We start from the raw sequence: 26474 nt of genomic DNA on the forward strand, positions 1-26474 counted from the left end.
GTCCATGAATACTGCAAGAGAGCCCTCAGCCAGAGGACAAGAGCCCCGCTACGCGGCCATCAAGCGGCATATTCGCAGCCAGATCGACTCCGGCAGCTGGCCGGTGCACTACCAGGTGCCATCGGAAAACCAGCTGGCGCAGGAGTTTGGTGTGAGCCGCATGACGGCCCGCCGCGCGCTCAGCGAGCTTACCGACGAGGGGGTGCTGATGCGCTCCCAGGGGCTGGGCACCTTTGTCGCCGAGCCGGTGCCGGCGGGATCACTGCTGGAGGTGCGCAATATCGCCGACGAGGTATCGGCCCGCGGCCATAGCTACAGCAACACCATCCTCCTGCTCGAGGAAGCGGAGGCGCCGGCCGATGTAGCGCGGGCGCTGGGCCTGGCGGAGGGAGCACCCGTTTTTCACTCAGTGATCGTCCACCGGGACAACGGCCTGCCGATCCAGTGGGAGGAGCGCTATACCAACCCGGACCTCGCGCCCGAGTACCTGCGACAGGACTTTTCCAGCACCACCCCCAACGCCTACCTGTCCCGGGTTGCGCCACTCACCGAGGCAGACACCACCGTCGAGGCGATTGCAGCGGGCGAAGAAATCGCCGGCTCACTGCAGGTGGCAGCGGGCAGCGCCTGCCTGCAGATCTGGCGACGCACCATGAGCGCTGCCGGCAGCGTCAGTTTCGCCCGGCTGGTCCATCCGGGTAACCGGTACCGGCTGGGCGCCCAGCTGAGATTCTAGTGAAAAGATTGCCGCCGGCGGCTGCCGGTCACCGGGCGGCAAGACCCAACAAAAGTAATGATTTACGGAGAAGCGGATATGAGCACTGACAAACGACATGATCCGAGCCGCAGGATCGTCGCCCCGCGTGGCACCGACCTGTCTGCCAAAAGCTGGCTGACCGAGGCGCCGCTGCGCATGCTGATGAACAACCTGGACCCGGAAGTGGCCGAGCGCCCCGAGGACCTGGTGGTCTACGGCGGTATCGGCCGCGCGGCGCGCGACTGGGAGTGCTTCGACAAGATCGTCGAGGTACTCAAGCGCCTGGAAGAAGATGAGACCCTGCTGGTGCAATCCGGCAAGCCCGTGGGCGTGTTCAAGACCCATGCCGACGCGCCGCGGGTATTGATCGCCAACTCCAACCTGGTACCCCACTGGGCCACCTGGGAGCACTTCAATGAGCTGGATAAGAAGGGGCTGGCCATGTACGGCCAGATGACCGCCGGCTCCTGGATCTATATCGGTTCCCAGGGCATCGTCCAGGGTACCTATGAAACTTTTGCCGCGGTGGCCCGCCAGCACTTTGACGGCGAGGCGAAAGGCAAGTGGATCCTCACCGGCGGCCTCGGCGGCATGGGCGGCGCCCAGCCACTGGCGGCCACCATGGCCGGCTTCTGCATGATCGCCGTGGAGTGCGACGAGACCCGCATCGACTTCCGCCTGCGTACCGGCTACCTGGACAAAAAGGCCACCACCCTCGATGAGGCGCTGGAAATCGTCAACGCGGCCAGGGAAAAAGGCGAGGCGGTGTCCGTGGGCCTGCTCGGCAATGCCGCTGACGTTTTCCCGGAGCTGGTGCAGCGCAATATCACCCCGGATTCCGTTACTGACCAGACTTCTGCCCACGATCCGCTCAATGGCTACCTGCCGAAGGGCTGGACCATGGAATACGCCGCCGAGATGCGCAAGAAAGACGAGGCAGCGGTGGTGAAGGCGGCCAAGCAGTCCATGGCCATCCAGGTGGAAGCCATGCTGGAACTGCAGCGCCGCGGTGCCGCCACCCTGGATTACGGCAACAACATCCGCCAGATGGCCCTGGAAGAAGGGGTAAAGAATGCCTTCGACTTCCCCGGCTTCGTGCCCGCCTATATCCGCCCGCTCTTCTGCCAGGGCATTGGCCCGTTCCGCTGGGCGGCGCTGTCCGGCAACCCCGAGGATATCTACAAGACCGACGCCAAGGTAAAGGAGCTGATCCCGGACGACCCGCAGCTGCACAACTGGCTGGACATGGCCCGCGAGCGCATCCAGTTCCAGGGCCTGCCGGCGCGCATCTGCTGGGTGGGCCTGAAAGACCGCGCGCGCCTGGCGCTGGCATTCAACGAAATGGTCGCCAACGGCGAACTGGAAGCGCCGGTGGTGATCGGGCGCGATCACCTCGACAGCGGCTCGGTGGCGAGCCCCAACCGCGAGACCGAGGCCATGCAGGACGGGTCCGATGCCGTATCCGACTGGCCGCTGCTGAACGCCCTGCTGAATACTGCCAGCGGTGCTACCTGGGTCTCCCTGCACCACGGTGGTGGCGTGGGTATGGGCTTCAGCCAGCATTCCGGCGTGGTCATCGTCTGCGACGGCACCGAGGCGGCGCGCAAGCGTATCGAGCGCGTGCTCTGGAATGACCCGGCCACCGGCGTGATGCGCCATGCAGATGCGGGTTACGACATCGCAAAAGACTGCGCACGCGAGCAGGGCCTGGACCTGCCGATGCTCAAAGATTGAGTCGAGCCAGGCAATTTATTACAGCGTCATCCCGGCGCAGGCCGGGATCCAGCAACGGTGCATGTAGAAGGCACTGTGCCATCCCTCCTGGACACCGGCCTGCGCCGGTGTGACGACACAAATTGATTTCTGTAATGCTGGCGAGAGCCGGCGTGACAACAGGCAACAATACTTTCGGTAAAATTTTATGTACAAACTGGAAATCAATCCCGGCCAGCTGAGCCTGGCCCAGCTTCGCCGCGTCGCCCGCGAGCCGGTGGAGCTGTCACTGGACGAGGACGCCTACCCGGCGATCGAGGCGTCGGCAAAAACCGTGGCCCAGGTCCTGAGCGAGGGGCGCACCGTCTACGGCATCAACACCGGTTTTGGCCTGCTGGCCAATACCCGCATCGAGAAGGACGACCTGGAAACCCTGCAGCGCGCCATCGTTTTGTCCCATGCCGCCGGCACCGGCAACTTTATGGACGAATCCACCGTGCGGCTGCTGATGGTACTGAAGATCAACTCCCTCGCCCGCGGTTTTTCCGGCGTGCGCCCGGCAGTGATCGATGCGCTGATCAAGCTGGTAAATGCCGGCGTGTTCCCCGCAATTCCCGAGAAGGGCTCGGTGGGCGCCTCCGGCGACCTGGCCCCCCTGGCCCATATGAGCGTGGTGCTGCTGGGCGAGGGCGAATGCTTTATCGACGGCCAGCGCCGGCCGGCCACCGAGGGACTGAAGAAAGCCGGCCTGGAAGCACTGACGCTGGCCCCGAAAGAGGGCCTGGCGCTGTTGAATGGCACCCAGGCCTCCACGGCTTTTGCGCTGCTGGGACTGTTCGCCGCCGAAGACCTGCTTGCCGGCGGCATTGTCACCGGCGCACTGTCGCTGGAAGCGGCCAAGGGCTCGCGCCGCCCGTTCGACGACCGTATCCATATGGTCCGCGGCCAGCAGGCCCAGCGCGAGGTGGCTGCCAGCTACCGTGCGCTGCTGGGCGATAGCAGCCAGATCGGCGAATCGCACGAGTTCTGTGAAAAAGTGCAGGATCCCTACTCCCTGCGCTGCCAGCCGCAGGTCATGGGCGCCTGCCTGCAGCAGATCCGCTTTGCCGCTGAGGTGCTGCTGGCCGAGGCCAACGGCGTTTCCGACAACCCGCTGGTCTTTACCGATGAGGAAAACCCGGAAAATTCCGACATCATTTCCGGTGGTAATTTCCATGCCGAGCCGGTGGCCATGGTTGCCGACAACCTGGCGCTGGCGCTGGCCGAAATCGGTGCCCTGTCCGAGCGGCGCATGGCATTGCTGATCGACACCAACCTGTCCGGCCTGCCGCCTTTCCTGGTGGAGAACGGCGGAGTGAATTCCGGCTTCATGATCGCCCAGGTGACCTCCGCGGCACTGGCGAGCGAGAACAAGTCGCTGGCCCACCCGGCCTGTGTCGACTCGCTGCCCACCAGTGCCAACCAGGAGGACCACGTCTCCATGGCAACTTTTGCCGGGCGCCGCCTGCGTGACATGGCCGACAACACCTGTGGCATCCTGGCGGTAGAGTTACTGGCTGCCTGCCAGGGCCTGGACTTCCGCGCGCCGCTGAAGACCACCGATAAACTGGAACAGGCCAAGGCAAAGCTGCGCGAGCGCGTCAGCTTCTATGACAAAGACCGCTACTTCGCTCCCGATATCGAGGAGGCCAAGCAGCTCCTGGCCAGCGCGGCTTACCTGTCGTTCCTTGAGCGGGACATGCTGCCGAGCGGCAACTGACAGGCGGCCGGAGTAAGGTCTCCCCACTACCAGCAAGGCGCCGGCTACCCAGCGGCGCCTTTTTTATTTGCACATGGCAACACTGCCAACCATTCGCAAGCCCCTTCTCTTCTCGTTACCACTGGCGGGCCGCCGGACCGCCATGAAGATTTGTCAATTTGATGAAATCTACGCCATCGGTGCTAGGCTGAAAGTAGACGTTTTACCCGCCACACGGCGTGGAGGTCTCAATGCAACGGCCAGCCAGGAAGCTACTGCTATCCGGCCTTGGCTGCGTGTACCTGGCCGGGGCAGGCCTCGTCCTGCCAGCCTGCACCAGCGATGGCTATGTACGCAGTAGCTCCCCGTCTTCCGGCAATGCCCGCTATCGCGTGAGCGATCCCTATTATCACTGCCATCGCGGCGGCGCCTGCCACAGTGTGCGCCATACCGACGACTACTGGTCGAGCGAAGTCTACCGGCAGTTCCCGAAGCGGGAGGACAGACGCAAGCCGAGACCCCTGTAACAGATATCGACCCGAATTCAGCGCGGGCGATTCCTGGAATCGCCCGCATTGAATAGAGCCGGCGAGCGGTACATCACATGCCGCAGGGAATGCCGTAACCACCGGATCTTTCCCAATCGGAGACTGATGCCATGAACAGGACCCTGAAAACCGGGCTTGTCGCCATCACGGTCTGCACAGCACTCACCCTGGGTGCCTGTGTGACCGATGGCTACTATGCCTCGGGCGGCTACTATTCGAGCTACCCGTATACCTATCCCTCCAGCAGTGTCTACCTGTATTACTCGTCGCCACGTTATTATCGCTACCGCTATCACCCCCGCTATCGCCACTACTACCGTCACGGCTACCGTTATCCCGGCCGCTACTATGGGGGCCACCGGCACTATCGCGGTCATCGCTACTACCGGGGCGATCGCCATTATCGCGGTGGGCGCCACTATCGCGGCGGGCGCCATTACCGGGGCAGCCGTCCGCAGTACCGCAGTCGTTACCGGGGCGGCAGCCACGGCTTGCGCCGCTGAGGCCGGGCAACACAACTGGCACCGACGGGGTACGGGCACTCGCCCTGCCCCGCGCATCATACCTTGGTCATACAGACCGCCCCCTCCCACCGCTGCTACGATTTCCCCAGTCGATAAACCCACCCGGCGCGGCCGCGAATCAGGCCAGCCCGGGTGCAGTGCAGCCGCGGGAGTTTTCTGTGCAGCGGAATAACAACAAACCAGCCCTGGTTACCGGTTCCACCAGCGGGATCGGCCTGGCCATTGCCCACACCCTTGCCCGGGGCGGCCACCCGGTGATGCTGCACGGCCTCGCCGACCCGCAGAGCGGTGCCAGGCTGCAGCGCGAGTTCGCCGACAGTTACGGTGTATCCTGCGGCTTCAGCGATGCCGACATCACCACAGAGGGCGGTTGCCAGCAGCTGGTCGCGGAGACCCGCGAAGCGCTCGGCAATACGGCGATACTGGTGAATAACGCCGGCATCCAGTTCACCGCCGCCGCGCACGAATTCCCGGCCGAACAGTGGCACAGGATTATTGCCGTAAACCTCAGTGCTGCTTTTTTCCTGGCCCGCGACGTAATCCCGGATATGCGAGCCGAAGGCTGGGGCCGCGTGGTCAACGTCGCCTCGGTACACGGCATGGTGGCCTCCGCCAACAAGGCCGCCTACTGTGCAGCCAAACACGGACTGGTCGGCCTGACGAAAGTGTTGGCACTGGAAAATGCCGACAGCGGCATCACCGCCAACGCCATCTGCCCCGGCTGGGTGGAAACCCCGCTGATCCAGCCGCAGATAGACGCCATTGCCAGCACTGAGGGGATCACCGGGGACGAGGCCCGGGCCCGGCTGGTGGGGGAAAAGCAACCCATGCCGCGCACCACCCACCCGGAAGCCATCGGGGCACTGACGCTGTATCTCTGCGGGGAATTTGCCGACACCCTGACGGGAGCCACCCTGCCGGTGGACGGGGGCTGGACCGCGCAGTAGTATCTTTGGCACCCACCATAATGATTCAAGCAAGGGTGCCGAGTGAGTTACCAGCTGCTGATTGCCGATGACCATCCGCTGTACCGGGATGCCCTGGCCACAACGCTGACCCGCCATTTCCAGTCCAGCGCCCTGCTGCAAAGTGAGGACCTGGACTCCACCCTGGCCCAGCTCAATTCCCACGACGTGGACCTGCTGCTGCTGGACCTGAACATGCCCGGCAGCGAGGGGTTCAACGGGCTGGCACAGATCCGCCATGATTTCCCGGCCATCCCGGTAGTGGTGGTTTCCGGCAGTGACAACAATACCGTGGTGCAGCAGGCGGCTGGACTCGGTGCCAGCGGTTTCCTCTCCAAAACTGCACAGCCGCAGGAGATTGCCGAGTGCATCGCCGCGGTGCTGGACGGAGAGCAGTGGTTCAATGAGGAAGCGCTGGCGGAGGAAGACGGCCTTGGCCAGCGGCTCGGGCTGCTGACACCGCAACAGCTGCGCATTTTCCATATGATTGCCCAGGGCCAGCTGAACAAGCAGATCGCCTACGAGCTGGAGATCACCGAGCCCACGGTCAAGAGTCACGTCACTGCGATACTGCGCAAACTGGAGCTACGCGACCGCAAGCAGCTTATCCGCGAAGCACAGGTGCTGGTGCAATTCTGACGGCACCGATTGCCAGTTATCGCCCGTCACCTGGCTGCTGGTGAAACTCCACCGGAACCGGCCGGGAATCGAAATTCAGTATCCTGATCACGAGCCTGCGGTTCTTTTTCTGTCCCGCCGGGGAAGTGTTGTCCGCAATCGGCCGGGTATCCCCAAAACCTTCTGAGGTCACCCGCTCGGCGGCGACGCCCCGCTCCACCAGGAACTGCCGCACCCAGTCGGCGCGGGCCTGCGAGAGCCTGCGGTTCTTGTCCGGTTCGCCCTCATTATCGGTGTGGCCCTCGATGGCGATGCGCAGCGAGGGGTAATCCCGCATGATGACCAGCAGCGCCTCGAGATCTGCCAGGGTATCCATCCTCGGTGCAAACCCTCCCGGCTCAAAGCGGACCCCCAGCGTGAACTCATTGCCATCTTCACGGGGTTTGCCGCGCAGGTAGCGCACCATCTCGTCACCGAACGGGTTCGACTCCCGCGCCAGCTGTTCCGCCGCGCCGGCCTGCACGTTGGGCAGCGGCTCGAGCGCATATTTGCGGTTGGGGTCATCGTAGCAGGCGGCCAGGCAGACCGTGGCCACCAGCACGAACAGAGGGCCACAGGTAACTCGGGTCATCAGGACGGCTCCCGGACTGACAGGCGTGTTATTCATTGTAGACAATGCTCTCGAACGGCACCCACGCGCGCTTTTTACCGACCGCATGTCCCACACCCTAGGATAGGGAGCCCGAGGATCTCTTGCCGCAGGAGAGGCTGATGGCATTCGTATCCAGGATATTGCTGGGACTACTGCTGCTGGGTGCCGCTGTCGCGCTGACGGATTCGCCCCAGCTGCTCACCGTAAACCCGGGCGAGGCCCTGCTGGATTCCAAGCGCGGGCTCCACGAGACCCTCACCTGGCGCCTGGCCAGTCCCGGCGGGGCCACTTCATCCCACGGAGAGTTCGTCAACCTGGATAACAACCGGGTACTCGCGCGCGTGGATAAATCGCTGGCAATGGGTGCCGATCGCGGCCGCCTGAGCGAGTCGGTCCGGTTGTCACCGCGCCAGGCCGAGGCCTGGTACAGCGAAGGTGTGCGCCGGCTCGGTTACCGCCGCACTTTTTCCGGCCCGGCCGGCAGCCTCTCGAACACGGTGGTCATCGACCTGGGCGCCAGCGGCCGGCTGGTGGACCTGCAGGCAATACCGGGCCGCCAGTCGCTGACGGAAGATTCGCGGGAAATGATGGTGCAGTGGCAGCTGCGCGGCGATATCGGTGGCGTCCGCGCAAGCTCAGAGACCGGGTATTTCACTGTGGCCGACCGGGTGGTTTACACCACCGGCGAGCCCCTGTTTACCGATGGCAGCGGGCTGCTCACCGAGAGGGTGCGTATCCCCCCGTGGCTGGTGGCCGACCTGCTGGATGGCGGCATCGACCAGCTCGAGTACCATCGCACCTTCACCGACAGCCGCGGTGGCCGCCGCAGCGCCACGGTGACCCTGGATCTGGAGCCCTGACGCCTTAACCCGGGACCTAAAGGTGGTCCAGCACCGCCAGCAGGTCGTCGACCACGCGCGCGCCCTCGTGCTCCAGCTGTGGCGCCCGCACCGGATGGCGACTGTAGCCGACCACCGGCATGCCCGCCGCCACCGCCGCTTTCACCCCGGCGATAGAGTCCTCCACCACCAGGCAGCGTTGCGGCTCCACGCCCATGCTGTGCGCGGCATGCAGGAACAGGTCCGGCCAGGGCTTGCCGCGACTGACGTCATCCGCACTGAAGATACGCCCGTTGAAATACTCGAACAGGCCAGTCTTGTTCAGGGTGAGCTGCATTTTCTCGTGGGAGCCGGAGGAGGCGACGCAGCTGGGCAGGTTCACCTGCAGCAGGTGATCGAGCAGGCCCTCGATTCCCGCCACCGGCTGCAACTCGCGGTGAAACGCCTCGCGGATGCGCCGTTCGGTGTTGGCGAAGTAATTGTCCGGCAGGGGCCCACCGTAGCGGGTCTCGATCTCCAGCAGGCAATCCCGCGCCGGCCTGCCGCTGAACTGCTCATCGAGTTCCTCGGCGGTGGTCTGCATGCCGAGCCTGTTCATCTCCTCGGCCAGCACGCGACAGACAATCGTCTCGCTGTCCACCAGCACACCGTCGCAGTCGAAAATTACCAGTTCAGTGGCGAACATCGTTGCGGACCATCCGTATTGCCCAACTCAAACTATCGCGCTCAACTCGCGGAGAGAAGCAGCAGGCCCAGCAGTATGCCGATGGCCGCACTGACCCTCAGGAAGGTATCGTTGCCGTGGGCAATCCTGATAGCCAGTGCCTTGCTCCGCTCGAAGCCGATATGCAGCATATAGGCCCCCGCCAGCACCAGCAGTACCCCCAGGGCATTGAACAATACGTTCCACGCGCGGGTGTCGGCGATCAACAGCAGGATCAGGCCCACCACCAGCCGCCCCCAGGCGGAGATTGCGTAGCCGGTCTCGTTGAGGCGCTCGCTCAGGCTGCGCGCCAGCCCCGGCTTGGCAATCACCGCGATGGACAGCACCAGGATAGCGAGTCCCAGGAACCACAGAACCAGTTTAACCATCACACCCTCTCCCTGTATGGATGACACTGTATTTGTGCCAAGGTTAACCCGGCAGCGGGCGATTGAGAAATACCGTCATTCCTCAGAGGTCGCCCCACTGGTACTGCAGCACGGAGAGCGCTGCCACCGGTGCCGTCTCGGTGCGCAGCACCCTTGGCCCCAGGCGCAGTGGCTTGAAATCGCGCGCCAGCGCCGCATCGATCTCGGCGGCGGAGAGCCCGCCCTCCGGCCCCACCAACAGCAGTGCCGATGCCGGCCAGCCCTGCCCGGCCCCGAGTTCCCGCAGGTGCTTGTCCGTGCGGTGATGAAGCACCAGTTTCAGGTCGGTGTCTCCGCTATCGGTTTGCTCCAGGTAGGAGGCAAATTTTTGCGGGGTGGCCACGTCTGGTACCCGGTTCCGCGCGCACTGCTCGCAGGCACTTACGGCCACCTGCCGCCAGTGGGCGACCTTTTTTTCCAGCCGCTCGCCCTTCAGTTTCACTTCGCAGCGCTCGGTAAACAGGGGCTGGATACGCGCCACCCCCAGCTCGGTGGCCTTCTGCACCACCCAGTCGAAGCGATCGCCGCGGGAGATGCCGATGGCCAGGGTCAGCGCCAGGGGGGATTCGCGGTTGTCGCCGTGAAAGTCGCCGAGCCGCACCCGGGCCCGCTTGCCCGCCTCCACCAGCTCCGCGCTGTATTCACCGCCGCGGCCGTCGAACAGCACCAGTGGCCGGCCGACCTGTAGCCGCAGCACCTTGACCAGGTGGCGGCTGGCGCCCTCATCCAGCTCGACTTCATTTTGCCCCGCCAGGGGCTCATGGCTGTAGATACGCGGCACGCGCATGGGGGCGAATCCTCGAGTCAGTGAAAGGTATATACGAAAACGCCGACTCGGGGTCGGCGTTTTCTCCAGGACGGTAGTTTAGGTGTTTTCGGGACTGGGCGACAATTCCCCGCTCGCGCCCCGGCGACGATGCACCTTGTCGCGCAACACCTCGATCACCTTGTAGAGGTTGGGCACCAGGATCAGCGTCACCGCAGTGGCGAAGAGAACGCCGAAGGCGAGGCTCACCACCATCGGGATCAGGAACTGCGCCTGGATAGAGCGCTCGAACATGATCGGCACCAGCCCCACGAAAGTGGTGATGGAGGTCAGGATAATCGGCCGGAAACGATCGCGGCCGGCCTGGACCACCGCGTCCATCACCGCCATACCTTCTGCCCGCAGCTGGTTGATGCGATCCATCAATACCAGGTTGTCGTTCACCACCACCCCCGCAGCAGCCAAGAAACCCAGCATCGACATCATGCTGATATCGTAGCCGAACATCAGGTGACCGACGATGGCACCGAAGAAGCCGAACGGCACCGCGGTGAGGATCAGCAGCGGCTGGGAATACGACCGGAAGGCGATCGCCAGCAGCGCGTAAATGGTGAAAAGCGAAAAGCCGAAGAACATGAGCAGCGCCCAGAGAAATTCATTGGCTTCCCGCATCTCTCCGGCGGTCTGCAGCTTGAATCCGCGGAACTTCTGCTCCCAGCCGGGCACCTTCTTTTCCCGCAGTTCTTTCAGGATTTCATGCGCCGAAGCAGCGCCGGGAGTCAGCTCGGCAGTGATGCGCACCGTGCGCTCGCGGTCGTGGCGGCGGATAGTGGTGTAGCCGGGCACGTAGACTGCATCGGCCACGGCGCTGAACGGCACCTCGCCCTCGCTGGTGCGGATGCGGATGCGATCGATCTGGTCCTCGCTGGCGCGCTCCTCCTCCGGGTAGCGTACCATCACCCGCACGTCCTCGCGGCCGCGGGGAATGCGCTGTACTTCCTCGCCGTAGAAGCCCTGGCGTACCTGCTTGGCCACCTGGGCCAGGCCGATACCCATATTGGTGGCGTGGGGCTTGAGCTGTATCTCGATATCCTGGCGAGCGCTGACCAGGTCGTCGCGCACGTCATAGACACCGGCAAACCCGTTGAGTGCTTCTTTTACCGCGTCGGCGGCTGCACGCATTTCGTCCATGTTGCCCGACGAGGTGCTCAGGTTCAGGGACATGCCCGAGCCGCCGTCGTTGATGGTGTGCTGGATACGCATCTCCTCGACACTGGCGGGCAACTCGCCGATATACTCGCGCCAGCGCATGGATAGCGTCTCGGAAGTGACATCCCGGTGCTCGCCATCTTTCAGCTGCAGCAGCACGGTCACATTGCCGCGCCACAGGAATGCCATGGTGTTTTCGACGAACGGCTCGCCGCCATTCATCTCCAGCATCTCCGGGTCCTTGGCGAGCCTTTCACCCGCCCGCTCGACCTGCTCCATGACCCGCTTGGTTTCCTCGAAGGATTCGCCCGGCGCCATGGTGGTGCGCAGCTGCAGCAGGTCAGAGGGCACTTTCGGTGAAAATGAGAAGCCGAGGTAGTTCCCCGCGGCCACAGCGAACGACAGGAACAGCGCCATCACGAAGATCATTACCGTGGCACGGCTGTTACCCAGCGACTTCTCCAGCAACGGCATATAGTACTTGTCGCCGGCGCTCTTCATGGCGCCGGCAAAGCGACCGCGCAGGTTCTGCAGTTTTCTGCCGATACCGGAAGTGGCCTGCTTCTCGGGCTTCATGCCCACCAGGTGTGCGGGCAGGATCAGCAGCGATTCCACCAGCGAGAAGAACAGGCACAGCAGCACCACCACCGGCAGGGCCAGCATCATCTGGGCGGTCACGCCGGGCAGTAACAGCATGGGCACGAAGAACACCATGGTGGAGACCACGGCAAAGATCACCGGCGCCGATACCTGCTTCACCCCCTGCTCGGCCGCCTCCAGGCCGGTTATGCCCCTGTCGTGGGCCGCGTGCACCGCCTCGCCGACAATAATGGCATCGTCCACGACGATACCGAGGATTAAAAGGAAGGCGAACAGCGACAGCATGTTCAGGGTCACGCCGGTGGCCGGCAGCAACCAGAAGGCGCCCATAAAGGCGGTTGCGATCCCCACCGTCACCCAGATGGCCAGGGCCGGGCGCAGGAACAGCATCAGCAGTATAAATACCAGCACCAGGCCCCCGAGCGCATTGCCGGCCAGCAGTTCCATCCGCCCCTCGAAGGCCTCGGAGAAGTCGAACCAGATCTCGAATTCCATACCGGGCGGCAGCTGCTCGCGTGCCTCGGCCATGAAATTCTTGATGTGCTCGGCGGTGGCCACCACGTCCAGCGGTTCGCCCTGCATTACGCGCAGGTTCATGGCCGGCTTGCCGTTGAAGCGGATCACCGAGCCCTCTTCCTCGAAGCCGTCCCTGATCTCGGCCACGTCGCCCAGCAGCAGGCGCGTGCCGTCGGCGCGGCTCACTAGCGGGATACGTGCGAATTCGTCAGCGGTGTATGCCTGGCCGCGCGTCTGTACCTGGATATCGCCCCGGTCCGAACGCACCATGCCGGCCGGCAGGTCCAGCGAGGAGCGACGCACCGCGTTGGCCACGTCGTCGAAGCTCAGGTTATAGCGGCGCAGGTCCAGCTCGGAGACCTCGATGGACACCTCGTCGGCACGGTCACCCCAGACATCCACCCGGCGCACGCCCGGCAGCAGCATCAGCTTGTCGCGCAGGTCCAGGGCAGTGTCTTTCAGCTGGTGCGGCGAGACGGGACCGCCGATGGCGATCATCATCATCTGCTGCTCCCACTCCTGCAGCGCCACCACCGGCCGCTCGATATCCGAGGGGAAGGTATTGATGCTGTCCACCTGCACCTTGATATCGTTAAGGAGGCGCAGCTGGTCGTAGCCGTCCACTGCCTCGACCCGCACGGAGCTGTGGCTGCGACGGGACCAGGAGTTTACTTCCTTGATGCCCTTCACCTCGGAAATGGCCTGCTCCACCCGCTGGGTGACCTGCTGTTCCACCTCCGCGGGCCCCGCGCCGGGATAGCTGATATCCACCGTTACGATGCCCGGGTTCAGGGTCGGGAATACCTCGCGGCCAATCTTGAACATCCCGATTACCCCGCCGATGATGATCATGATCATCAGCAGGTTGGCTGCCTTACTGTTGCGTACGAACCATCCGATTATGCCCTGCATATTCAGCGCGCTCCCTGCACGGTACCGCCGGCGCTGGCGGCGACGCCGCCTTCGGCCGCGGGCTGTTCACTCGCTTCCTCATCGCCGAGGATGAGACCGGCCGGCTTCTCGTTCAGCGGGTTGGCGGTGATCACCATGCCCTCGCGGGAATAGCCCAGGCTGGAAACGATGACGCGTTCGCCCGGCTCGATATCACCGCGCACCCACACCTCATCGCCCACGGTCTGCAGCAGCTCGACGGTCTTGAAGCGCAGCTTGTTCTCGGCGTCCAGCACCAGCAGGTGGTCGCCTTCGTGGATGGCCTGGCGCGGCAGGCGAGCCACGTCATCAAAGGTCTTGCCGGCGATGTCCGCCTCGACGAACAGGCCATTCACCAGCGGCGCCCCACCCTCGTAGGGGGCCTTCACCTGGGCGACGGCGTAGACGAAACGGCTGTTGGGGTCGATGTTGGCCTCGGTGCGCACCAGCTGGCCGCGCCACTCTTGTTCCTGGCCGGCAATCCTCGCCTTCAGGCGCACCGCCGGGCCGTTGTCGATGGCCTTGCCCAGGGGCAGCTCCAGCAGGGCCAGCTGGCGGTCGGTAAGGGGCAGGCGCACTTCGGCGACACCGGTGCTGTGGATTTTCGCCAGCCGGGTGCCCGGCGTCACGTACTGGCCGAGGTCGACATAGGTCTCCACCACGCGGCCGGCGAAGGGTGTCTGCACCCGCGTGCGCTCCAGGTCGAGCCGGGCCTGGTCGCGGTCGGCGCGCGCCGCCGCCACTGCCGCCTCGGCTGCGGCCAGCTGGGGCTTGCGCAGGAACAGGGCGTTGGCCTCGCTGGTGCCCAGGTCGCGCCACTCGCGCTTGGCCTGCTTGGCGCGGCCCTTCTCCTGGGCCAGGGTGGCCCTGGCGTTGGCCAGTTGGGACTCGGCCCGCACCAGTTGGTGCTCGTAGTCCGCATCCTCGATCTGCAACAGCGACTGGCCGGCCTCGAAGAAGCCGCCGGCCACGAAGGCGTCGTCAACCTTCTCGATGGCGCCACCGACGCGGGCCACCACCTCGATCTCGTGGCGGGCGCGGACGGTGCCCTGGCTGGGTACCAGCAAGGTCTGGCGGCCGGGCTTGGCGTAGAGCACATCGGCCATCGGCGGCGCCGAGGCCTCCGCGACTTTTTCCTCAGGTTTCGGCGCCAGGGCAGACACCAATCCAATCGCGACCACGCCGACGATAACAACGACTGCAAACACCTTGTTCTTGCTGGAAATTTTCACGGAGTTCCTCTATCCCGGCATGGACCCAATACTGGTCAAAATTTAACTAGTTGCGCATTCTACTGGAGTTTGACGAGGAAGGCAGCGCCTGTAGATGCAGGCCGTCGCAGCGAAGTGCAGTTCGCCGCAAAACTTCCTCCCGGCGCCAGCCTCCCGCATAATGCCCCACCCCGATTTTGAGCGTGACTGGGGCCCGCCCACGGACACGAAGTACACCCCGCAGAACGGATGTAAGAAAATAAGATGCTGGATATCAACGCCCGAATTGCCGAAGAGCTGAACGTCAATACCCGCCAGGTGGCCGCCGCCGTGGGACTGCTGGACGAGGGGGCCACGGTGCCCTTCATCGCCCGCTACCGGAAGGAGGTCACCGGGGCCCTGGACGATACCCAGCTGCGCACCCTGGAAGAGCGCCTGCGCTACCTGCGGGAGCTGGAGGAGCGCCGCGCCGCCATCCTCAAGAGCATCGACGAGCAGGGTAAACTTACGCCGGAACTCGCACAGCAGATCAACGGTGCCGACACCAAGAACCGGCTCGAGGACCTCTACCTGCCCTACAAGCCCAAGCGCCGCACCAAGGGCCAGATCGCCATCGAGGCGGGCCTGGAGCCGCTGGCCGACGCCCTGTTCACCGAACCGGCACTGAATCCTGAGGAAGAGGCGCAGAAGTACCTCAACACAGACAACGAGGATGCCTCGCTGCACGTCAAGGACATCAAGGCGGCGCTCGACGGGGCCAAGTTCATCCTGATGGAGAGATTCGCCGAGGATGCGGAGCTGCTGGGCAGGCTGCGCGACTTCCTCAAGCGCGATGGCCAGGTGAAGTCGAAGGTGCTGGCGGGCAAGGAAGAGGAAGGTGCCAAGTTCCGCGACTACTTCGACTACGCCGAGGACTGGGCCAGGGTCCCCTCCCACCGCGCACTGGCCATCTTCCGCGGCCGCAACGAGGGTATCCTCAGTATCAATATCGGCCTGGACGGCGACGAGGAGCGCCCCGCCACCGCGGCCCATCCCTGCGAGGGCATGGTGGCGAAGCATTTCGATATCCGCGACCAGGGCCGGCCGGCGGACAAGTGGCTCGGCGAGGTAGTGCGCTGGACCTGGCGTATCAAGCTGCTGACCAGCCTCGAGACCGACCTGATGGGCGAGCTGCGCGAGAAGGCCGAGGAAGAGGCCATCAAGGTGTTCTCCCGCAACCTGAAGGACCTGCTGCTGGCCGCGCCGGCGGGCCAGAAGGCCACCATCGGCCTGGACCCGGGCCTGCGCACGGGGGTCAAGGTGGCGGTGGTGGATGCCACCGGCAAGCTGCTGGACCACACCGCCATCTTCCCCAACCCGCCGCAGAACCGCACCCGTGAGTCCGCCGCGGTAATCGCGGCGCTCTGCACCAAGTACGACGTGGGCCTGATCGCCATCGGCAACGGCACCGCCAGCCGCGAGACTGACAAGTTCGTCGGCGATACCATCAAGCAATTCAAGCTGACCGCGCAGAAGGTGATGGTCAACGAGGCCGGTGCCTCGGTGTACTCGGCGTCCGAATTCGCCGCGCGCGAATTCCCGGACCTGGACGTGACCATCCGCGGCGCCATCTCCATCGCCCGCCGCCTGCAGGACCCGCTGGCCGAGCTGGTGAAGATCGAACCCAAGTCCATCGGCGTGGGCCAGTACCAGCACGATGTGTCCCAGACCCAGCTGGCGCGCTCCCTCGACGCGGTGGTGGAAGACTGTGTGAACGGTGTCGGCGCCGAACTGAACTCCGCCTCGGCGCCCCTGCTGGCGCGGGTGTCAGGCCTCAGCGCCTCCATCGCCAACAACATCGTCATGTACCGCGACCAGAACGGCGCCTTCAAAAACCGCAGCCAGCTGAAGGAAGTCCCCCGCCTGGGACCCAAGGCGTTCGAGCAGGCCGCCGGCTTCCTGCGTATCAACAATGGCGAGGACCCGCTGGACAAGTCCGGCGTGCACCCGGAGTCCTACGTGGTAGTGAAGCGTATCGCCGAGAAGAACGGTCGCGAGATCAACAGCCTGATCGGCGACTCCGCCTTCCTGCGCTCGCTGAACCCGGCCGACTACACCGACGAGAAATTCGGGGTGCCCACGGTGACCGACATCATCGCCGAGCTGGAAAAGCCCGGCCGCGACCCGCGCCCGGAGTTCCGCACGGCGAAGTTCGAGGAGGGCGTGGAAGAGATCAAGGACCTACGCCCGTCCATGGTGCTGGAGGGTACCGTCACCAACGTCACCAATTTCGGTGCCTTCGTGGATATCGGCGTTCACCAGGACGGCCTGGTGCACATCTCCGCCCTGTCGGAGAAATTCGTCAAGGACCCGCATGAGGTGGTCAAGGCTGGCGACATCGTCAAGGTGAAGGTCATGGAGGTGGACGTGGCGCGCAAGCGTATCGGCCTGTCCATGCGCCTGTCGGACGAGCCCGGCGAACAGGGCAGCGGTGGCGTGAAGAAGGGCGACCACCGCGAGAGCCGCCAGGCCAGTCGCCACAACAACCGCAACCGCCAGCAACAGGGTGGCGGCAACGGCCGCGGCAGCATGGGTGACCTGCTGGCGGCGGCGATGAAAAACAAGAAGTAATTTTCATCCCGCCGTTCGCGGCCATGGGCCGCTCCTACAAATTCCCCGTAGGAGCGGCCGCTGGCCGCGACACCCTCTGCACCTCACCAAAAGAACCCGGGAGCCAACCCGATGCAAGACTCATCCCGCCGGCGTTTCCTGAAAGCCGCCTCCGCCACTTGTGCCGCCACGCTGCTTCCTCTCGGCTGTAGCCAGTCCGGCGGAACAGAGCCCTGGTTCCGCATCTCCCTCGCCCAGTGGTCCCTGCACCGCGCCTTCCAGAACGGCGTCGCCAACCCGCAGAATTTTCCCCGCCTGGCCCGGCAGCTGTTCGGCATCGAGGCGGTCGAGTACGTGAACCAGTTCTACGCGGACAGCCTCAGCGACCGGGTGATCAAAAACCTGAAAGGCCAGGCCGACGGCGAGGGCGTGCAGAACCTGCTGGTGATGGTGGATGGCGAGGGGCAGCTGGGCGCCGATACGCAGGCGGAGCGGCAACACACCGTCACCCGCCACCGGCGCTGGGCGGAGATGGCAAAGGCACTCGGCTGCCATTCCATCCGCGTGAACGCGCAGAGCAGTGGCAGTTATGCAGAGCAGATGAAGAAGGCCGCCGACGGCCTGCGCCTGCTGGCCGAAAACTGCGCGGACCTGGGCCTCAACGTGCTGGTGGAGAACCACGGCGGGCTGTCCTCCAACGGCCAGTGGCTCGCGGGCGTGATGGAACTGGCTGACCACCCCCGCGTGGGCACCCTGCCCGACTTCGGCAATTTCACCATCGACCGGGACAGTGGCGAAAAATACGATCGCTACCAGGGGGTGCGGGAGCTGATGCCCTGGGCAAAGGCAGTCAGCGCCAAGAGCTATGATTTCGATAACAGCGGCAATGCCCTGGTAACCGACTTCCCACGCATGCTGGGAATTGTGAAGGATGCCGGCTATCGCGGCTGGGTGGGCATCGAGTACGAGGGCAACCGGCTGAGCGAATTCGAGGGCATCCGCCACACCCTCGCCCTGCTCGAGCGGATCCGCCGCGCCGGCTGAAGGTTGCACCACCGGCTGCTGGCACCCGGCCGGGAACAGTGCGACCGAGTCACTCCACGCGGTGCATCGCGCAGATCTTGTTGCCGGACGGGTCGCGCAGGTAGGCCAGGTACAGCTTAATACCGGAACCCTCGCGCACGCCGGGCGGGTCCTCGCAGCTCGAGCCGCCGCTGGCGAGGCCGGCTTCATGCCAGGCGTCCGCCGCCTCCGGGCTTTCCGCGGCAAAGCCGACCGTACTGCCATTGCCGTGAGTGGCCGCCTCGCCGTCGATGGGCTTGGTCAGCGCGAACACCCCGCTTCGGGAAAAATAAAAGCAGCGTCCCTTCTCGTCGAATACTCCCGGCTTGTAGCCCAGCGGCTCCAGGATGGCATCGTAAAATTTCTTGGATTCCTCGACGTCGTTTGCGCCGAGCATTACGTGGCTGAACATCTTTTTTCCTGATTATTTGATTAGTTTTAAACGAAGACTACCAGCTTCTCTGGCTCAGTCTCTAATCCGGAGGTGTTCCAGATAAACAAGCGAATCCGGAGGCCCGCCTGAATGGATTTGGGGCGCCACTGCGAGCAGGCGCCGACCACAACTTTATTTATTGGCCCGCCGCTCGATCAGGTCCTCCACCACCGACGGATCCGCCAGGGTAGATGTGTCGCCCAGGTTATCGAGCTCATTGCAGGCGATCTTGCGCAGGATGCGACGCATGATCTTGCCGGAGCGGGTCTTGGGCAGGCTGGGGGCCCACTGGATGATATCGGGCTTGGCGATGGGGCCGATCTCCTGCACACACAGGTCGATCAGTTCCTGGCGCAGCTCATCCGAGGGTTCATGGCCCGCCTTGAGGGTGACATAGGCGTAGATGCCCTGACCCTTGATATCGTGCGGGTAGCCCACCACGGCGGCCTCGGCAGTATCGTCGTGCAGCACGATGGCACTCTCGATTTCCGCGGTACCGAGGCGGTGGCCGGAGACATTGAGCACGTCGTCGATGCGGCCGGTGATCCAGTAGTCGCCGTCGGCATCGCGGCGCGCGCCGTCGCCGGTGAAATAGTATCCGGGGAAAGTGGAGAAATAGGTGTCGATCATGCGCTGGTGGTTGCCGTACACCGAACGGATCATGCTGGGCCAGCTGGCCTTCATCACCAGCGCGCCCTCACCCTCACCCTCGATCTCACGGCCCTGCTCGTCCAGCAGCGCCGGCTGCACACCGAAGAATGGCTGGGTGGCGGAGCCCGGTTTCATGTCGATTGCCCCGGGCAGCGGCGTGATCAGGTGGGCACCGGTCTCGGTCTGCCACCAGGTGTCAACAATGGGGCAGCGCTTGTCGCCCACCACCTCGTAGTACCACTCCCACGCCTCGGGATTGATCGGCTCACCCACGGTGCCCAGCAGTTTCAGTGAGCCGCGGTCGGTCTTCGTCACGTAGTCGTCGCCGGCGCCCATCAGGGCGCGGATGGCAGTGGGGGCGGTGTAGAAGGTGTTTACCTTGTGCTTGTCCACCACCTGCCAGCAGCGGGAAGCGTCCGGGTAGTTGGGCACGCCCTCGAACATGAGCGTGATGGCTCCCATGGCCAGCGGGCCGTACACGATATAAGTATGCCCCGTCACCCAGCCCACATCGGCGGTGCACCAGAAAACATCGCCATCCTTGTAGTCGAAGGTGTACTTGAAGGTCATGGCCGCCATCAGCAGGTAGCCGCCGGTGGTGTGGAGCACGCCCTTGGGTTTGCCGGTGGAGCCGGAGGTATAGAGGATAAACAGCGGGTCCTCGGCGCTCATCACCTCGGGTGCACATTCGGTGTCCTGTTCTGCAACGGATTCGGCGTACCAGATGTCACGCCCGTCATGCCAGTCCACGGTGGCACCGGTGCGCTTGAGGACGATGGCCGTATGCACATCCGGGCAGCTGGCCAGCGCCTTGTCCACGTTGGCCTTGAGGGGGATCTTGCGGCCGCCACGCACACCCTCATCGGCAGTGATCACCAGGCGGCAGTCGCTGTCCTGGATACGGTCCTTGAGGGACTCGGGGGAAAAGCCACCGAACACCACCGAGTGGACGGCACCGATACGCGCGCAGGCGAGCATGGCGTAGGCCGCCTCGGGAACCATGGGCATGTAGATGCACACGCGGTCGCCCTTGTTCACGCCACGCGCCTTCAGCAGGTTGGCCAGGCGACCCACCTGCTCGTGCAGCTCCCGGTAGGTGATATGTTTGCTGTCGGCGGGATCGTCGCCCTCCCAGATGATCGCGGTCTGGTCGGCACGCTCCGTTAAGTGGCGATCGATACAGTTGGTGGTGACATTCAGCTCGCCGTCGGCGAACCAGGCGCAGTGGCCTTTTTTCAGGTCCTCTTCCGCCACCTGGGTGAAGGGCTTTTCCCAGTCCAGGAAATCGGTGGCCTGCTGCGACCAGAAGGCCTGTGGCTCCTCCACCGACTGGCGGTACATCTCGCGGTAGTCCTCCGCGCTGATATGCGCATCGGCGGCGAATTCCTCGGGTACGGGACGGGCGTGCACTTCAGACATGGTTTTCTCCCTTATTAGAGTTATCCGGCCGTTCACTCAGCCTCACTATGCATGCAAGGGTAGCCCATGGGCGGGTGCTCCTTCATCACAGCCACGTCGAGCGCCCATCCTTTTCCGGAGCCGGATCCTGGCTCCGCCCTTTATAACACCGGCCGGTGACCGGTGTTAACGCCCTGATCAGCCGCCCATCAGGCCCTTCAGGTGCGCCACCACGCTGCGACCCAGCGCACTGAGGGCATAACCGCCCTCCAGCGTGGAAACGATACGCCCGCCGGCGTGGCGCTCGGCCAGCTGCCGCACGGTATCCGTGACCCAGCGATAGTCCTCTTCCACGAAGCGCAGCTGGGACATCTCGTCCTCGATATGGCCGTCGAAACCGGCGGAGATAAACAGCATCTGCGGCCGGAATGCCTCCAGGGCGGGCAGCCACTGCTCCTCCACCGCACGGCGCAGCTCGGCCCCGCCGGCCCCGGGTTCCAGGGGGGTATTGACGATATGAGGCGGCAGGTCGCCGGTGCCGGAAAAGGGATAAAAGGGGTGCTGGAAGCTGGAGCACAGCAGGTAGCCCTGCTCATCGCGCACGAAATCCTCGGTGCCGTTGCCGTGGTGCACATCGAAATCGACGATCGCCACCCGCTCGAGGCCGTGGTGATGACGTGCGTGGGCGGCCGCGATGGCAATGTTGTTGAACAGGCAGAAGCCCATGGCCCGGTCGCGCTCGGCGTGGTGGCCGGGCGGGCGCACCGCGCAGAAGGCCGACTGCACCTCGCCGGCCATCACCCGGTCCACCGCCGAGACCGCCGCGCCGGCGGCACGCAGGGCCGCCTCCAGCGAGTCGGGACACATGGAGGTATCCGGGTCGAGGATCTCGGTCCCCTCTGACGGCGCCCGGGCGAAAATGGACTCCACATAGTCAGGGTCATGCACCAGCTCCAGTTGCGCCCGCGTTGCCCGCGGCGCGTCGAAGTGCTGCAGCACGAAGTCCATGCCGCTGGCCAGCAGCTGGTCCTGGATGGCATCGAGGCGCGCGGGGCGCTCGGGATGTCCCTCCCCCATGTCGTGGAGGGCACAGGCGGGGCTGGTGATCAATCCGACGGACATGTCTGGCTTCCTCGCACGGTCCATTTGGCTCACTGGCAGGGACACCAGTGTAGCGCTGCCCGGTCGAAGGGGCGACTTCCCGGCGCTAGCTGTCCTCGCCCCGTTGCAGGTCCAGCTCCAGGATGAGTTCTTCGGCGTCCTCCCCGAGCCGGGCACTGAAGCCGCGGTTCTCGAATACCGCCAGCATGGGGCGATTGTCACGGCGCACGTAGGCCATCATGCGGTCTATACCGCGACTGCGGGCGATTTCCTCCATCTCTTCCAGCAGCGCGGTAGCGATACCCTTGCCACGGCGGCTCTCCTTGATCACGAAGGCCACCTCGCAGCTGTTGTCGGCGGGATTGTAATAGTAACGGCCGACACCCTGGATCACCTCTGCCTGCCCCTGCCGGTCGGTAAAGCACAGGGCCAGGTCGCGCCGCTGGTCCACGCTTACCAGGCTGCAGGATTTCTCCCGCGACATCTGGGTGACGTGGTGGTTGTAGCGCATCAGCAGGGTTTCCTTGTTGTGGGTGTAGAAGAATTCCTGCAGGCGGCGCTCGTCGGCAGGCCGCAGCGGGCGCAAGGTGTACTCGATCCCATCGAAGGTGAATTTTTTCGACTCCACCGGCCCCAGCTCGGGTACCGAGGTGGGTGCCTGCTCCTGGTACTCGGGCACCCAGTAGAAGTTGCGTACTTCTTCCAGCAGTTCGCGGCGGAATTTCGGGTGCGCGATGCGAATCAGTTCCAGCGCCCGTTCGCGAATACTCTTCCCGTGTAGCCAGGCGATACCGTACTCCGTCACTACATAGTGCACATGGCCGCGCGAGGTCACCACGCCACCGCCCGGGGTGAGGGTGGTGACGATGCGGGAGCGCTTGCCGTCGCGAGTGGTGGACGGCAGCGCGATGATCGGCTTGCCACCCCGACTCAGTGCCGCCCCGCGGATGAAATCCACCTGCCCGCCGATGCCGCTGTAGAAGCGCCGGCCGATGGAATCCGATACCACCTGCCCAGTCAAATCCACCTCGATGGCACCGTTGATGGAGACCATCTTGTCGTTGCGCGCGATCCTGGTGGGGGAATTGGTGTGCTCGGCGGGATAGAACTCCACGTGGGGGTTGCCATCGACAAAGTCGTACAGCCGGCGGGTGCCCATGCAGAAGGTGGTGACCGCCTTGCCCCGGTGGAAAGTCTTCTTGCGGTTGTTGATCACCCCGCTCTTCATCAGGTCGATGATGCCGTCCGAGATCATCTCGCTGTGCACGCCCAGGTCGCGGTGATTGCCCAGGTAGCGCAGCACGGCATCCGGGATCTTGCCGATGCCCAGCTGCAGGGTCGCGCCATTGTCCACCAACAGCGAGACGTACTGGCCGATCTGCTCGGTGACCTGGTCCAGCTCCGCCGGCGGCAGCTCGGGCAGTTCCTCGGCTTCTTCCAGCCAGGCGTCGATCTGGTCGGTATGCACGAAGCTGTGGCCGCTGGTGCGCGGCATGCGCGGGTTTACCTGGGCCACCACCCTGCGGGCAAAGCGGACCGCGGCGGACACCACATCCACGCTGACCCCGAGTGAACAGTAGCCGAACTCGTCCGGCGGGCTCACCATCACCAGCGCCACGTCCAGCGGCAGGATCTTTTCGCGGAAGAGCGACGGGATTTCCGAGAGGAAGCAGGGGGTATAGTCGGCACGCCCCTCGGCGATGGCCTCGCGCACGTTGGCACCGCCGATAAACAACGAGTTGACCTTGAACAGGTCGCGATAGCGCGGCGTCGCCCAGACATTGTCGGATAGCGTGAGGATGTGGGTAACCTCGATATCGTGCAGGCCGTGGCTGTGCTCGATCAGGTCTGCCACCAGGGCATTGGGCACGGCGGCGTTGGAGCCGATAAAGATCCGGCAGCCGGATTTCAGCAGGTCTCCCCACTGCACCCCGGCCCCGCTTTTCGGGCAAGTAAGCATGACGGCGCCTGTCAGTTCGCGAGCGACAGGGTGATGGTAGCGCGGCAGGGGGCGGGCCCCAAGGGGATCCCTGCAGGGGCGGCCGATGGCCGCGCCTGCAGGCAGAAAACAGGAGGGAATCAGGCCTCGGCCAGCTGCACCGGGATGGTGTTGGTGCTGCGCTCTACCCGGTTATGCTCGTCGAGGTATACCAGCTTCGGCTTGAAGGTATCAGCCTCTGCCTCGGTCATCTGCGCGTAGGAGGCGATGATGATACGGTCGCCCACCTGCACCCGCCGCGCGGCGGCGCCGTTCATGGAGATGATGCCGGAACCGCGCTCGGCCAGGATCACGTAGGTGTGGAACCGCTCGCCGTTACTGACGTTGTAGATATCGATCTTCTCGAACTCGCGCAGGCCCGCCAGCTCTACCAGGTCCTGGTCGATTGCGCAGGAGCCGTCATACCAGAGCTCCGCCTGGGTGACCGCGGCCATGTGCAGCTTGCACTTGAGCATTTCAATCTGCATGGGTTACCTCCCCCCGGAACTCCGGTGAAAAATCAGAGCTCCAGCGAAACATCAAAGTTCCAGTGAAACGTTGTCGATCAGGCGCGCGGCACTGGTGTACATGGCGCCCAGTATGGTGATCTCGGTATCGTCGTGTGCGGCCGGTTCCAGGTTGCGACTGTTACAGATGGAGAAATAGTCCACCTTGAAGCCCGCCTCCCGGATACGGCGCGCGGCCTCGGCTTCCAGCTCGGCGAAATCGCGCCGGCCAGACACGATCTGGTCCTTTACCCAGTTCAGGGACTGGTTCAGCACCGGCACCCGGGGCCGCTCCGCGGCAGTGATATAACTGTTGCGCGAACTCATGGCGAGGCCGTCTGCCTCCCGATGCACCTCCGCGGCGACGATTTCCACCGGGATGCAGAGGTCCTCCACCATGCGGCGGATCACCGCCAGCTGCTGGAAGTCCTTGATACCGAATACCGCCTGGTGGGGCTGTACGATATTGAACAGCTTGGCCACTACGGTGGTGACCCCCTCGAAGTGCCCCGGGCGGCTGGCGCCGCACAGAACGTCGGTCATGGCCGGGCAGACGACGCGGGTCTGCTGGTCCATGCCGTTGGGGTAGATCTCGTTCTCCTCCGGGTGGAAGAGGAAATCGCACCCGGCCTCGCGCAGGCGCGCCATGTCGTTTTCCAGCGTCCGCGGGTACTTGTCCCAGTCCTCATTGAGGCCGAACTGCAGGCGGTTGACGAAAATGGACACCACCACCACATCGCACTGCTGCTGGGCGGTCTTCACCAGCTGGATATGTGCGTCGTGGAGGTTGCCCATGGTGGGCACGAAGCCGATGGTCTTGCCGGCCCGGCGGGCCTCGCCCAGCGCCTCGCGCAGGCTGGCCACATGGTGGAATACTTGCATCGCAGTCACTTCAGACGGGATCAATCAGCGCGGCATCATACTCGCTGGCGGAACTGGCGACAATATAGCCAGGCGGCCAGATCGCCCGATCTCCGGCAAAATCGCGGCGAAAATACCCGGAAAAGCCGCCAGATTCGCCAAAGCAGAACAATCCCTCGGTTTCTCTCCCACCGAAATCGCTGTCGGCCCGCAAATCGGGCAAAAAACATTGAAGTGGTTCAGGAAAGATTCAGTCCCGGCGCGGCACACTGTGCTCCACAGTACGAGAGGTGGCCCCGGGGGTACCTCGATCGCCCGATGGAGACACTGCCATGAACAAACTGATCACTGCAATCGCGGCTGCCGGCCTGCTTCTCGCCGGGCCCGCCCTCGCCGGCGACAGGGACGACCGCCACGGCTTCCGCGGCCACAAGGATTCCCAGCTGAGCGGCTCGGCATTCGACAAAGCCTACAACAAGTACCGCCGCGGTGAGCGCGATGGCGACCACAAGCGCCGCGGCGACCACGACAGGCACGGCGACTACAAGAAGCGCAGGCACGACGAGCGCGGCCACCACCGGGGTGACCGCCAGGGCCGCGGCGACTACGACGGGGACCATCGCGGCCACGGCGACCGCTATAAGTATGCCGGCAAGTACCACGACGGCCACCCGGGCCGCGGCCACGGCAAGCACTGGAACAAGCACAAGCGCAAGCACTGGAAAAAGCACCATGGCCGGCACTGGGCGAGCCACGACTACGACCGCCGTTATTACCGCAAGCACCGGCACCACTGGCGCCCGTCGCACTATGATTACGGTTACCGCTGGCGCCACCTGCCGAGCAACTTCGTGCGCATCAGCCTCGGCGGTATCGGCTTCTTCTACAGCGACGGCATCTTCTACCGCCGCCATGACCACGGCTACGTAGTAGCCCGGCCGCCTATCGGCGCGGTTGTTTACAGCCTGCCGGGGGCAGCGGTATCCCTGAGCTTCGGCGGCCTGAACTACTACGTGGCGTACGACACCTTCTACACCTGGGATCACCGTCACCGCGGCTACCGGGTAGTCGATAACCCCGGCTTTTATTGAGCCGCCCAGACCGGGCGAATCCTTAACCCCAACTTCTGGCGGCCCACGGGCCGCCTTTTTTATGGCTACGGGGCAGCCCTCTGCCCC

General features: G+C 64.3%; 24 protein-coding genes. 11 read left to right on the forward strand and 13 right to left on the reverse strand.

Features of this window, described 5'->3' with window-relative positions:
* Positions 1-4 precede the first annotated feature (4 nt).
* The 7 genes from hutC to BLT26_RS12770 all read left to right on the forward strand — a co-directional run bounded on the left by hutC (position 5) and on the right by BLT26_RS12770 (position 6884).
* Positions 5-736, forward strand: a complete 732-nt coding sequence (hutC, locus tag BLT26_RS12740; RefSeq protein WP_091514895.1) for a histidine utilization transcriptional repressor HutC — start codon at positions 5-7, stop codon at positions 734-736.
* 78 nt (positions 737-814) lie between these two features.
* Entirely contained in the window at positions 815-2491 is a 1677-nt protein-coding gene (gene hutU / locus BLT26_RS12745; RefSeq protein WP_091515251.1) for a urocanate hydratase, read from the forward strand.
* A 187-nt stretch (positions 2492-2678) separates the two neighbouring features.
* Positions 2679-4229 carry a histidine ammonia-lyase gene (gene hutH, locus BLT26_RS12750; protein WP_091514898.1) on the forward strand — a complete coding sequence of 517 codons (1551 nt, stop codon included), beginning with the start codon at positions 2679-2681 and terminating at the stop codon, positions 4227-4229.
* Between the two features lie 230 nt (positions 4230-4459).
* Positions 4460-4735, forward strand: a complete 276-nt coding sequence (locus BLT26_RS12755) for a hypothetical protein (protein WP_139169542.1) — start codon at positions 4460-4462, stop codon at positions 4733-4735.
* A 131-nt stretch (positions 4736-4866) separates the two neighbouring features.
* Positions 4867-5259 carry a hypothetical protein gene (locus BLT26_RS12760; RefSeq protein WP_217631438.1) on the forward strand — a complete coding sequence of 131 codons (393 nt, stop codon included), beginning with the start codon at positions 4867-4869 and terminating at the stop codon, positions 5257-5259.
* Between the two features lie 179 nt (positions 5260-5438).
* The gene (locus tag BLT26_RS12765) at positions 5439-6227 is read left to right on the forward strand and encodes a 3-hydroxybutyrate dehydrogenase (protein WP_217631439.1); all 789 of its coding nucleotides are present in this window, start codon (positions 5439-5441) and stop codon (positions 6225-6227) included.
* A 42-nt stretch (positions 6228-6269) separates the two neighbouring features.
* Positions 6270-6884, forward strand: a complete 615-nt coding sequence (locus tag BLT26_RS12770) for a response regulator transcription factor (RefSeq protein WP_091514905.1) — start codon at positions 6270-6272, stop codon at positions 6882-6884.
* Between the two features lie 16 nt (positions 6885-6900).
* On the opposite strand, the gene BLT26_RS12775 is transcribed toward BLT26_RS12770, so the two are convergent.
* A complete protein-coding gene (locus tag BLT26_RS12775; RefSeq protein ID WP_091514908.1) occupies positions 6901-7494 on the reverse strand; it encodes an OmpA family protein in 594 nt (197 codons plus the stop codon).
* 140 nt (positions 7495-7634) lie between these two features.
* On the opposite strand from BLT26_RS12775, the gene BLT26_RS12780 reads away from it, so the two are divergent.
* Entirely contained in the window at positions 7635-8375 is a 741-nt protein-coding gene (locus BLT26_RS12780; protein ID WP_091514912.1) for a hypothetical protein, read from the forward strand.
* A 16-nt stretch (positions 8376-8391) separates the two neighbouring features.
* On the opposite strand, the gene BLT26_RS12785 is transcribed toward BLT26_RS12780, so the two are convergent.
* The 5 genes from BLT26_RS12785 to BLT26_RS12805 all read right to left on the reverse strand — a co-directional run bounded on the left by BLT26_RS12785 (position 8392) and on the right by BLT26_RS12805 (position 14738).
* Complete coding sequence (locus tag BLT26_RS12785) at positions 8392-9039, reverse strand: HAD family hydrolase (protein ID WP_091514915.1); 648 nt, start codon at positions 9037-9039, stop codon at positions 8392-8394.
* A 41-nt stretch (positions 9040-9080) separates the two neighbouring features.
* Entirely contained in the window at positions 9081-9446 is a 366-nt protein-coding gene (locus tag BLT26_RS12790; RefSeq protein ID WP_091514919.1) for a hypothetical protein, read from the reverse strand.
* 82 nt (positions 9447-9528) lie between these two features.
* Positions 9529-10272 (reverse strand): 16S rRNA (uracil(1498)-N(3))-methyltransferase, encoded by a 744-nt coding sequence (locus BLT26_RS12795; RefSeq protein ID WP_091514922.1) that lies wholly within the window; start codon positions 10270-10272, stop codon positions 9529-9531.
* Positions 10273-10350: 78 nt separating this feature from the next.
* Positions 10351-13488, reverse strand: a complete 3138-nt coding sequence (locus tag BLT26_RS12800) for an efflux RND transporter permease subunit (RefSeq protein WP_091514926.1) — start codon at positions 13486-13488, stop codon at positions 10351-10353.
* Positions 13489-13490: 2 nt separating this feature from the next.
* A complete protein-coding gene (locus tag BLT26_RS12805) occupies positions 13491-14738 on the reverse strand; it encodes an efflux RND transporter periplasmic adaptor subunit (protein WP_091514929.1) in 1248 nt (415 codons plus the stop codon).
* A gap of 243 nt (positions 14739-14981) precedes the next feature.
* Here BLT26_RS12805 and BLT26_RS12810 point away from each other — a divergent pair, with 243 nt between their 5' ends.
* Both BLT26_RS12810 and BLT26_RS12815 read left to right on the forward strand, forming a co-directional pair.
* Positions 14982-17327: a Tex family protein gene (locus BLT26_RS12810; protein ID WP_091514932.1), complete on the forward strand. Its 2346-nt coding sequence runs from the start codon at positions 14982-14984 to the stop codon at positions 17325-17327.
* Positions 17328-17438: 111 nt separating this feature from the next.
* The gene (locus BLT26_RS12815; protein ID WP_091514935.1) at positions 17439-18350 is read left to right on the forward strand and encodes a sugar phosphate isomerase/epimerase family protein; all 912 of its coding nucleotides are present in this window, start codon (positions 17439-17441) and stop codon (positions 18348-18350) included.
* Between the two features lie 49 nt (positions 18351-18399).
* On the opposite strand, the gene BLT26_RS12820 is transcribed toward BLT26_RS12815, so the two are convergent.
* The 7 genes from BLT26_RS12820 to BLT26_RS12850 all read right to left on the reverse strand — a co-directional run bounded on the left by BLT26_RS12820 (position 18400) and on the right by BLT26_RS12850 (position 25519).
* Positions 18400-18780, reverse strand: a complete 381-nt coding sequence (locus tag BLT26_RS12820; protein ID WP_091514939.1) for a VOC family protein — start codon at positions 18778-18780, stop codon at positions 18400-18402.
* A 153-nt stretch (positions 18781-18933) separates the two neighbouring features.
* Positions 18934-20871, reverse strand: a complete 1938-nt coding sequence (gene acs, locus BLT26_RS12825) for an acetate--CoA ligase (RefSeq protein ID WP_091514942.1) — start codon at positions 20869-20871, stop codon at positions 18934-18936.
* 177 nt (positions 20872-21048) lie between these two features.
* Positions 21049-21972 (reverse strand): histone deacetylase family protein, encoded by a 924-nt coding sequence (locus tag BLT26_RS12830; protein WP_175453113.1) that lies wholly within the window; start codon positions 21970-21972, stop codon positions 21049-21051.
* Between the two features lie 85 nt (positions 21973-22057).
* Positions 22058-23911 (reverse strand): bifunctional acetyl-CoA hydrolase/transferase family protein/GNAT family N-acetyltransferase, encoded by a 1854-nt coding sequence (locus BLT26_RS12835; RefSeq protein ID WP_091514946.1) that lies wholly within the window; start codon positions 23909-23911, stop codon positions 22058-22060.
* Between the two features lie 119 nt (positions 23912-24030).
* Positions 24031-24417 carry an aspartate 1-decarboxylase gene (panD, locus tag BLT26_RS12840; RefSeq protein WP_091514949.1) on the reverse strand — a complete coding sequence of 129 codons (387 nt, stop codon included), beginning with the start codon at positions 24415-24417 and terminating at the stop codon, positions 24031-24033.
* 51 nt (positions 24418-24468) lie between these two features.
* Entirely contained in the window at positions 24469-25317 is an 849-nt protein-coding gene (gene panC, locus BLT26_RS12845; RefSeq protein WP_091515262.1) for a pantoate--beta-alanine ligase, read from the reverse strand.
* Positions 25318-25327: 10 nt separating this feature from the next.
* Positions 25328-25519 carry a hypothetical protein gene (locus BLT26_RS12850; RefSeq protein ID WP_091514952.1) on the reverse strand — a complete coding sequence of 64 codons (192 nt, stop codon included), beginning with the start codon at positions 25517-25519 and terminating at the stop codon, positions 25328-25330.
* Between the two features lie 109 nt (positions 25520-25628).
* Between BLT26_RS12850 and BLT26_RS12855 the strand changes: the two genes are divergently transcribed.
* Entirely contained in the window at positions 25629-26387 is a 759-nt protein-coding gene (locus BLT26_RS12855) for a DUF6515 family protein (protein WP_091514956.1), read from the forward strand.
* Positions 26388-26474 lie beyond the last annotated feature (87 nt).

It is taken from the genome of Microbulbifer yueqingensis, from assembly GCF_900100355.1.
Taxonomy (GTDB): Bacteria; Pseudomonadota; Gammaproteobacteria; order Pseudomonadales; family Cellvibrionaceae; genus Microbulbifer; species Microbulbifer yueqingensis.

Excerpts from the sequence above, each read along its gene's own strand:
- BLT26_RS12835 (WP_091514946.1), bottom strand. The coding sequence starts at position 23,911 with ATGCTTACTTGCCCGAAAAGCGGGGCCGGGGTGCAGTGGGGAGACCTG.
- hutU (WP_091515251.1), top strand. The coding sequence starts at position 815 with ATGAGCACTGACAAACGACATGATCCGAGCCGCAGGATCGTCGCCCCG.
- BLT26_RS12810 (WP_091514932.1), top strand. The coding sequence starts at position 14,982 with ATGCTGGATATCAACGCCCGAATTGCCGAAGAGCTGAACGTCAATACC.
- BLT26_RS12760 (WP_217631438.1), top strand. The coding sequence starts at position 4,867 with ATGAACAGGACCCTGAAAACCGGGCTTGTCGCCATCACGGTCTGCACA.
- BLT26_RS12795 (WP_091514922.1), bottom strand. The coding sequence starts at position 10,272 with ATGCGCGTGCCGCGTATCTACAGCCATGAGCCCCTGGCGGGGCAAAAT.
- hutC (WP_091514895.1), top strand. The coding sequence starts at position 5 with ATGAATACTGCAAGAGAGCCCTCAGCCAGAGGACAAGAGCCCCGCTAC.
- BLT26_RS12780 (WP_091514912.1), top strand. The coding sequence starts at position 7,635 with ATGGCATTCGTATCCAGGATATTGCTGGGACTACTGCTGCTGGGTGCC.
- panD (WP_091514949.1), bottom strand. The coding sequence starts at position 24,417 with ATGCAGATTGAAATGCTCAAGTGCAAGCTGCACATGGCCGCGGTCACC.
- BLT26_RS12855 (WP_091514956.1), top strand. The coding sequence starts at position 25,629 with ATGAACAAACTGATCACTGCAATCGCGGCTGCCGGCCTGCTTCTCGCC.
- acs (WP_091514942.1), bottom strand. The coding sequence starts at position 20,871 with ATGTCTGAAGTGCACGCCCGTCCCGTACCCGAGGAATTCGCCGCCGAT.
- BLT26_RS12755 (WP_139169542.1), top strand. The coding sequence starts at position 4,460 with ATGCAACGGCCAGCCAGGAAGCTACTGCTATCCGGCCTTGGCTGCGTG.
- BLT26_RS12800 (WP_091514926.1), bottom strand. The coding sequence starts at position 13,488 with ATGCAGGGCATAATCGGATGGTTCGTACGCAACAGTAAGGCAGCCAAC.
- panC (WP_091515262.1), bottom strand. The coding sequence starts at position 25,317 with ATGCAAGTATTCCACCATGTGGCCAGCCTGCGCGAGGCGCTGGGCGAG.
- hutH (WP_091514898.1), top strand. The coding sequence starts at position 2,679 with ATGTACAAACTGGAAATCAATCCCGGCCAGCTGAGCCTGGCCCAGCTT.
- BLT26_RS12775 (WP_091514908.1), bottom strand. The coding sequence starts at position 7,494 with ATGACCCGAGTTACCTGTGGCCCTCTGTTCGTGCTGGTGGCCACGGTC.
- BLT26_RS12830 (WP_175453113.1), bottom strand. The coding sequence starts at position 21,972 with ATGTCCGTCGGATTGATCACCAGCCCCGCCTGTGCCCTCCACGACATG.
- BLT26_RS12785 (WP_091514915.1), bottom strand. The coding sequence starts at position 9,039 with ATGTTCGCCACTGAACTGGTAATTTTCGACTGCGACGGTGTGCTGGTG.
- BLT26_RS12820 (WP_091514939.1), bottom strand. The coding sequence starts at position 18,780 with ATGTTCAGCCACGTAATGCTCGGCGCAAACGACGTCGAGGAATCCAAG.
- BLT26_RS12790 (WP_091514919.1), bottom strand. The coding sequence starts at position 9,446 with ATGGTTAAACTGGTTCTGTGGTTCCTGGGACTCGCTATCCTGGTGCTG.
- BLT26_RS12815 (WP_091514935.1), top strand. The coding sequence starts at position 17,439 with ATGCAAGACTCATCCCGCCGGCGTTTCCTGAAAGCCGCCTCCGCCACT.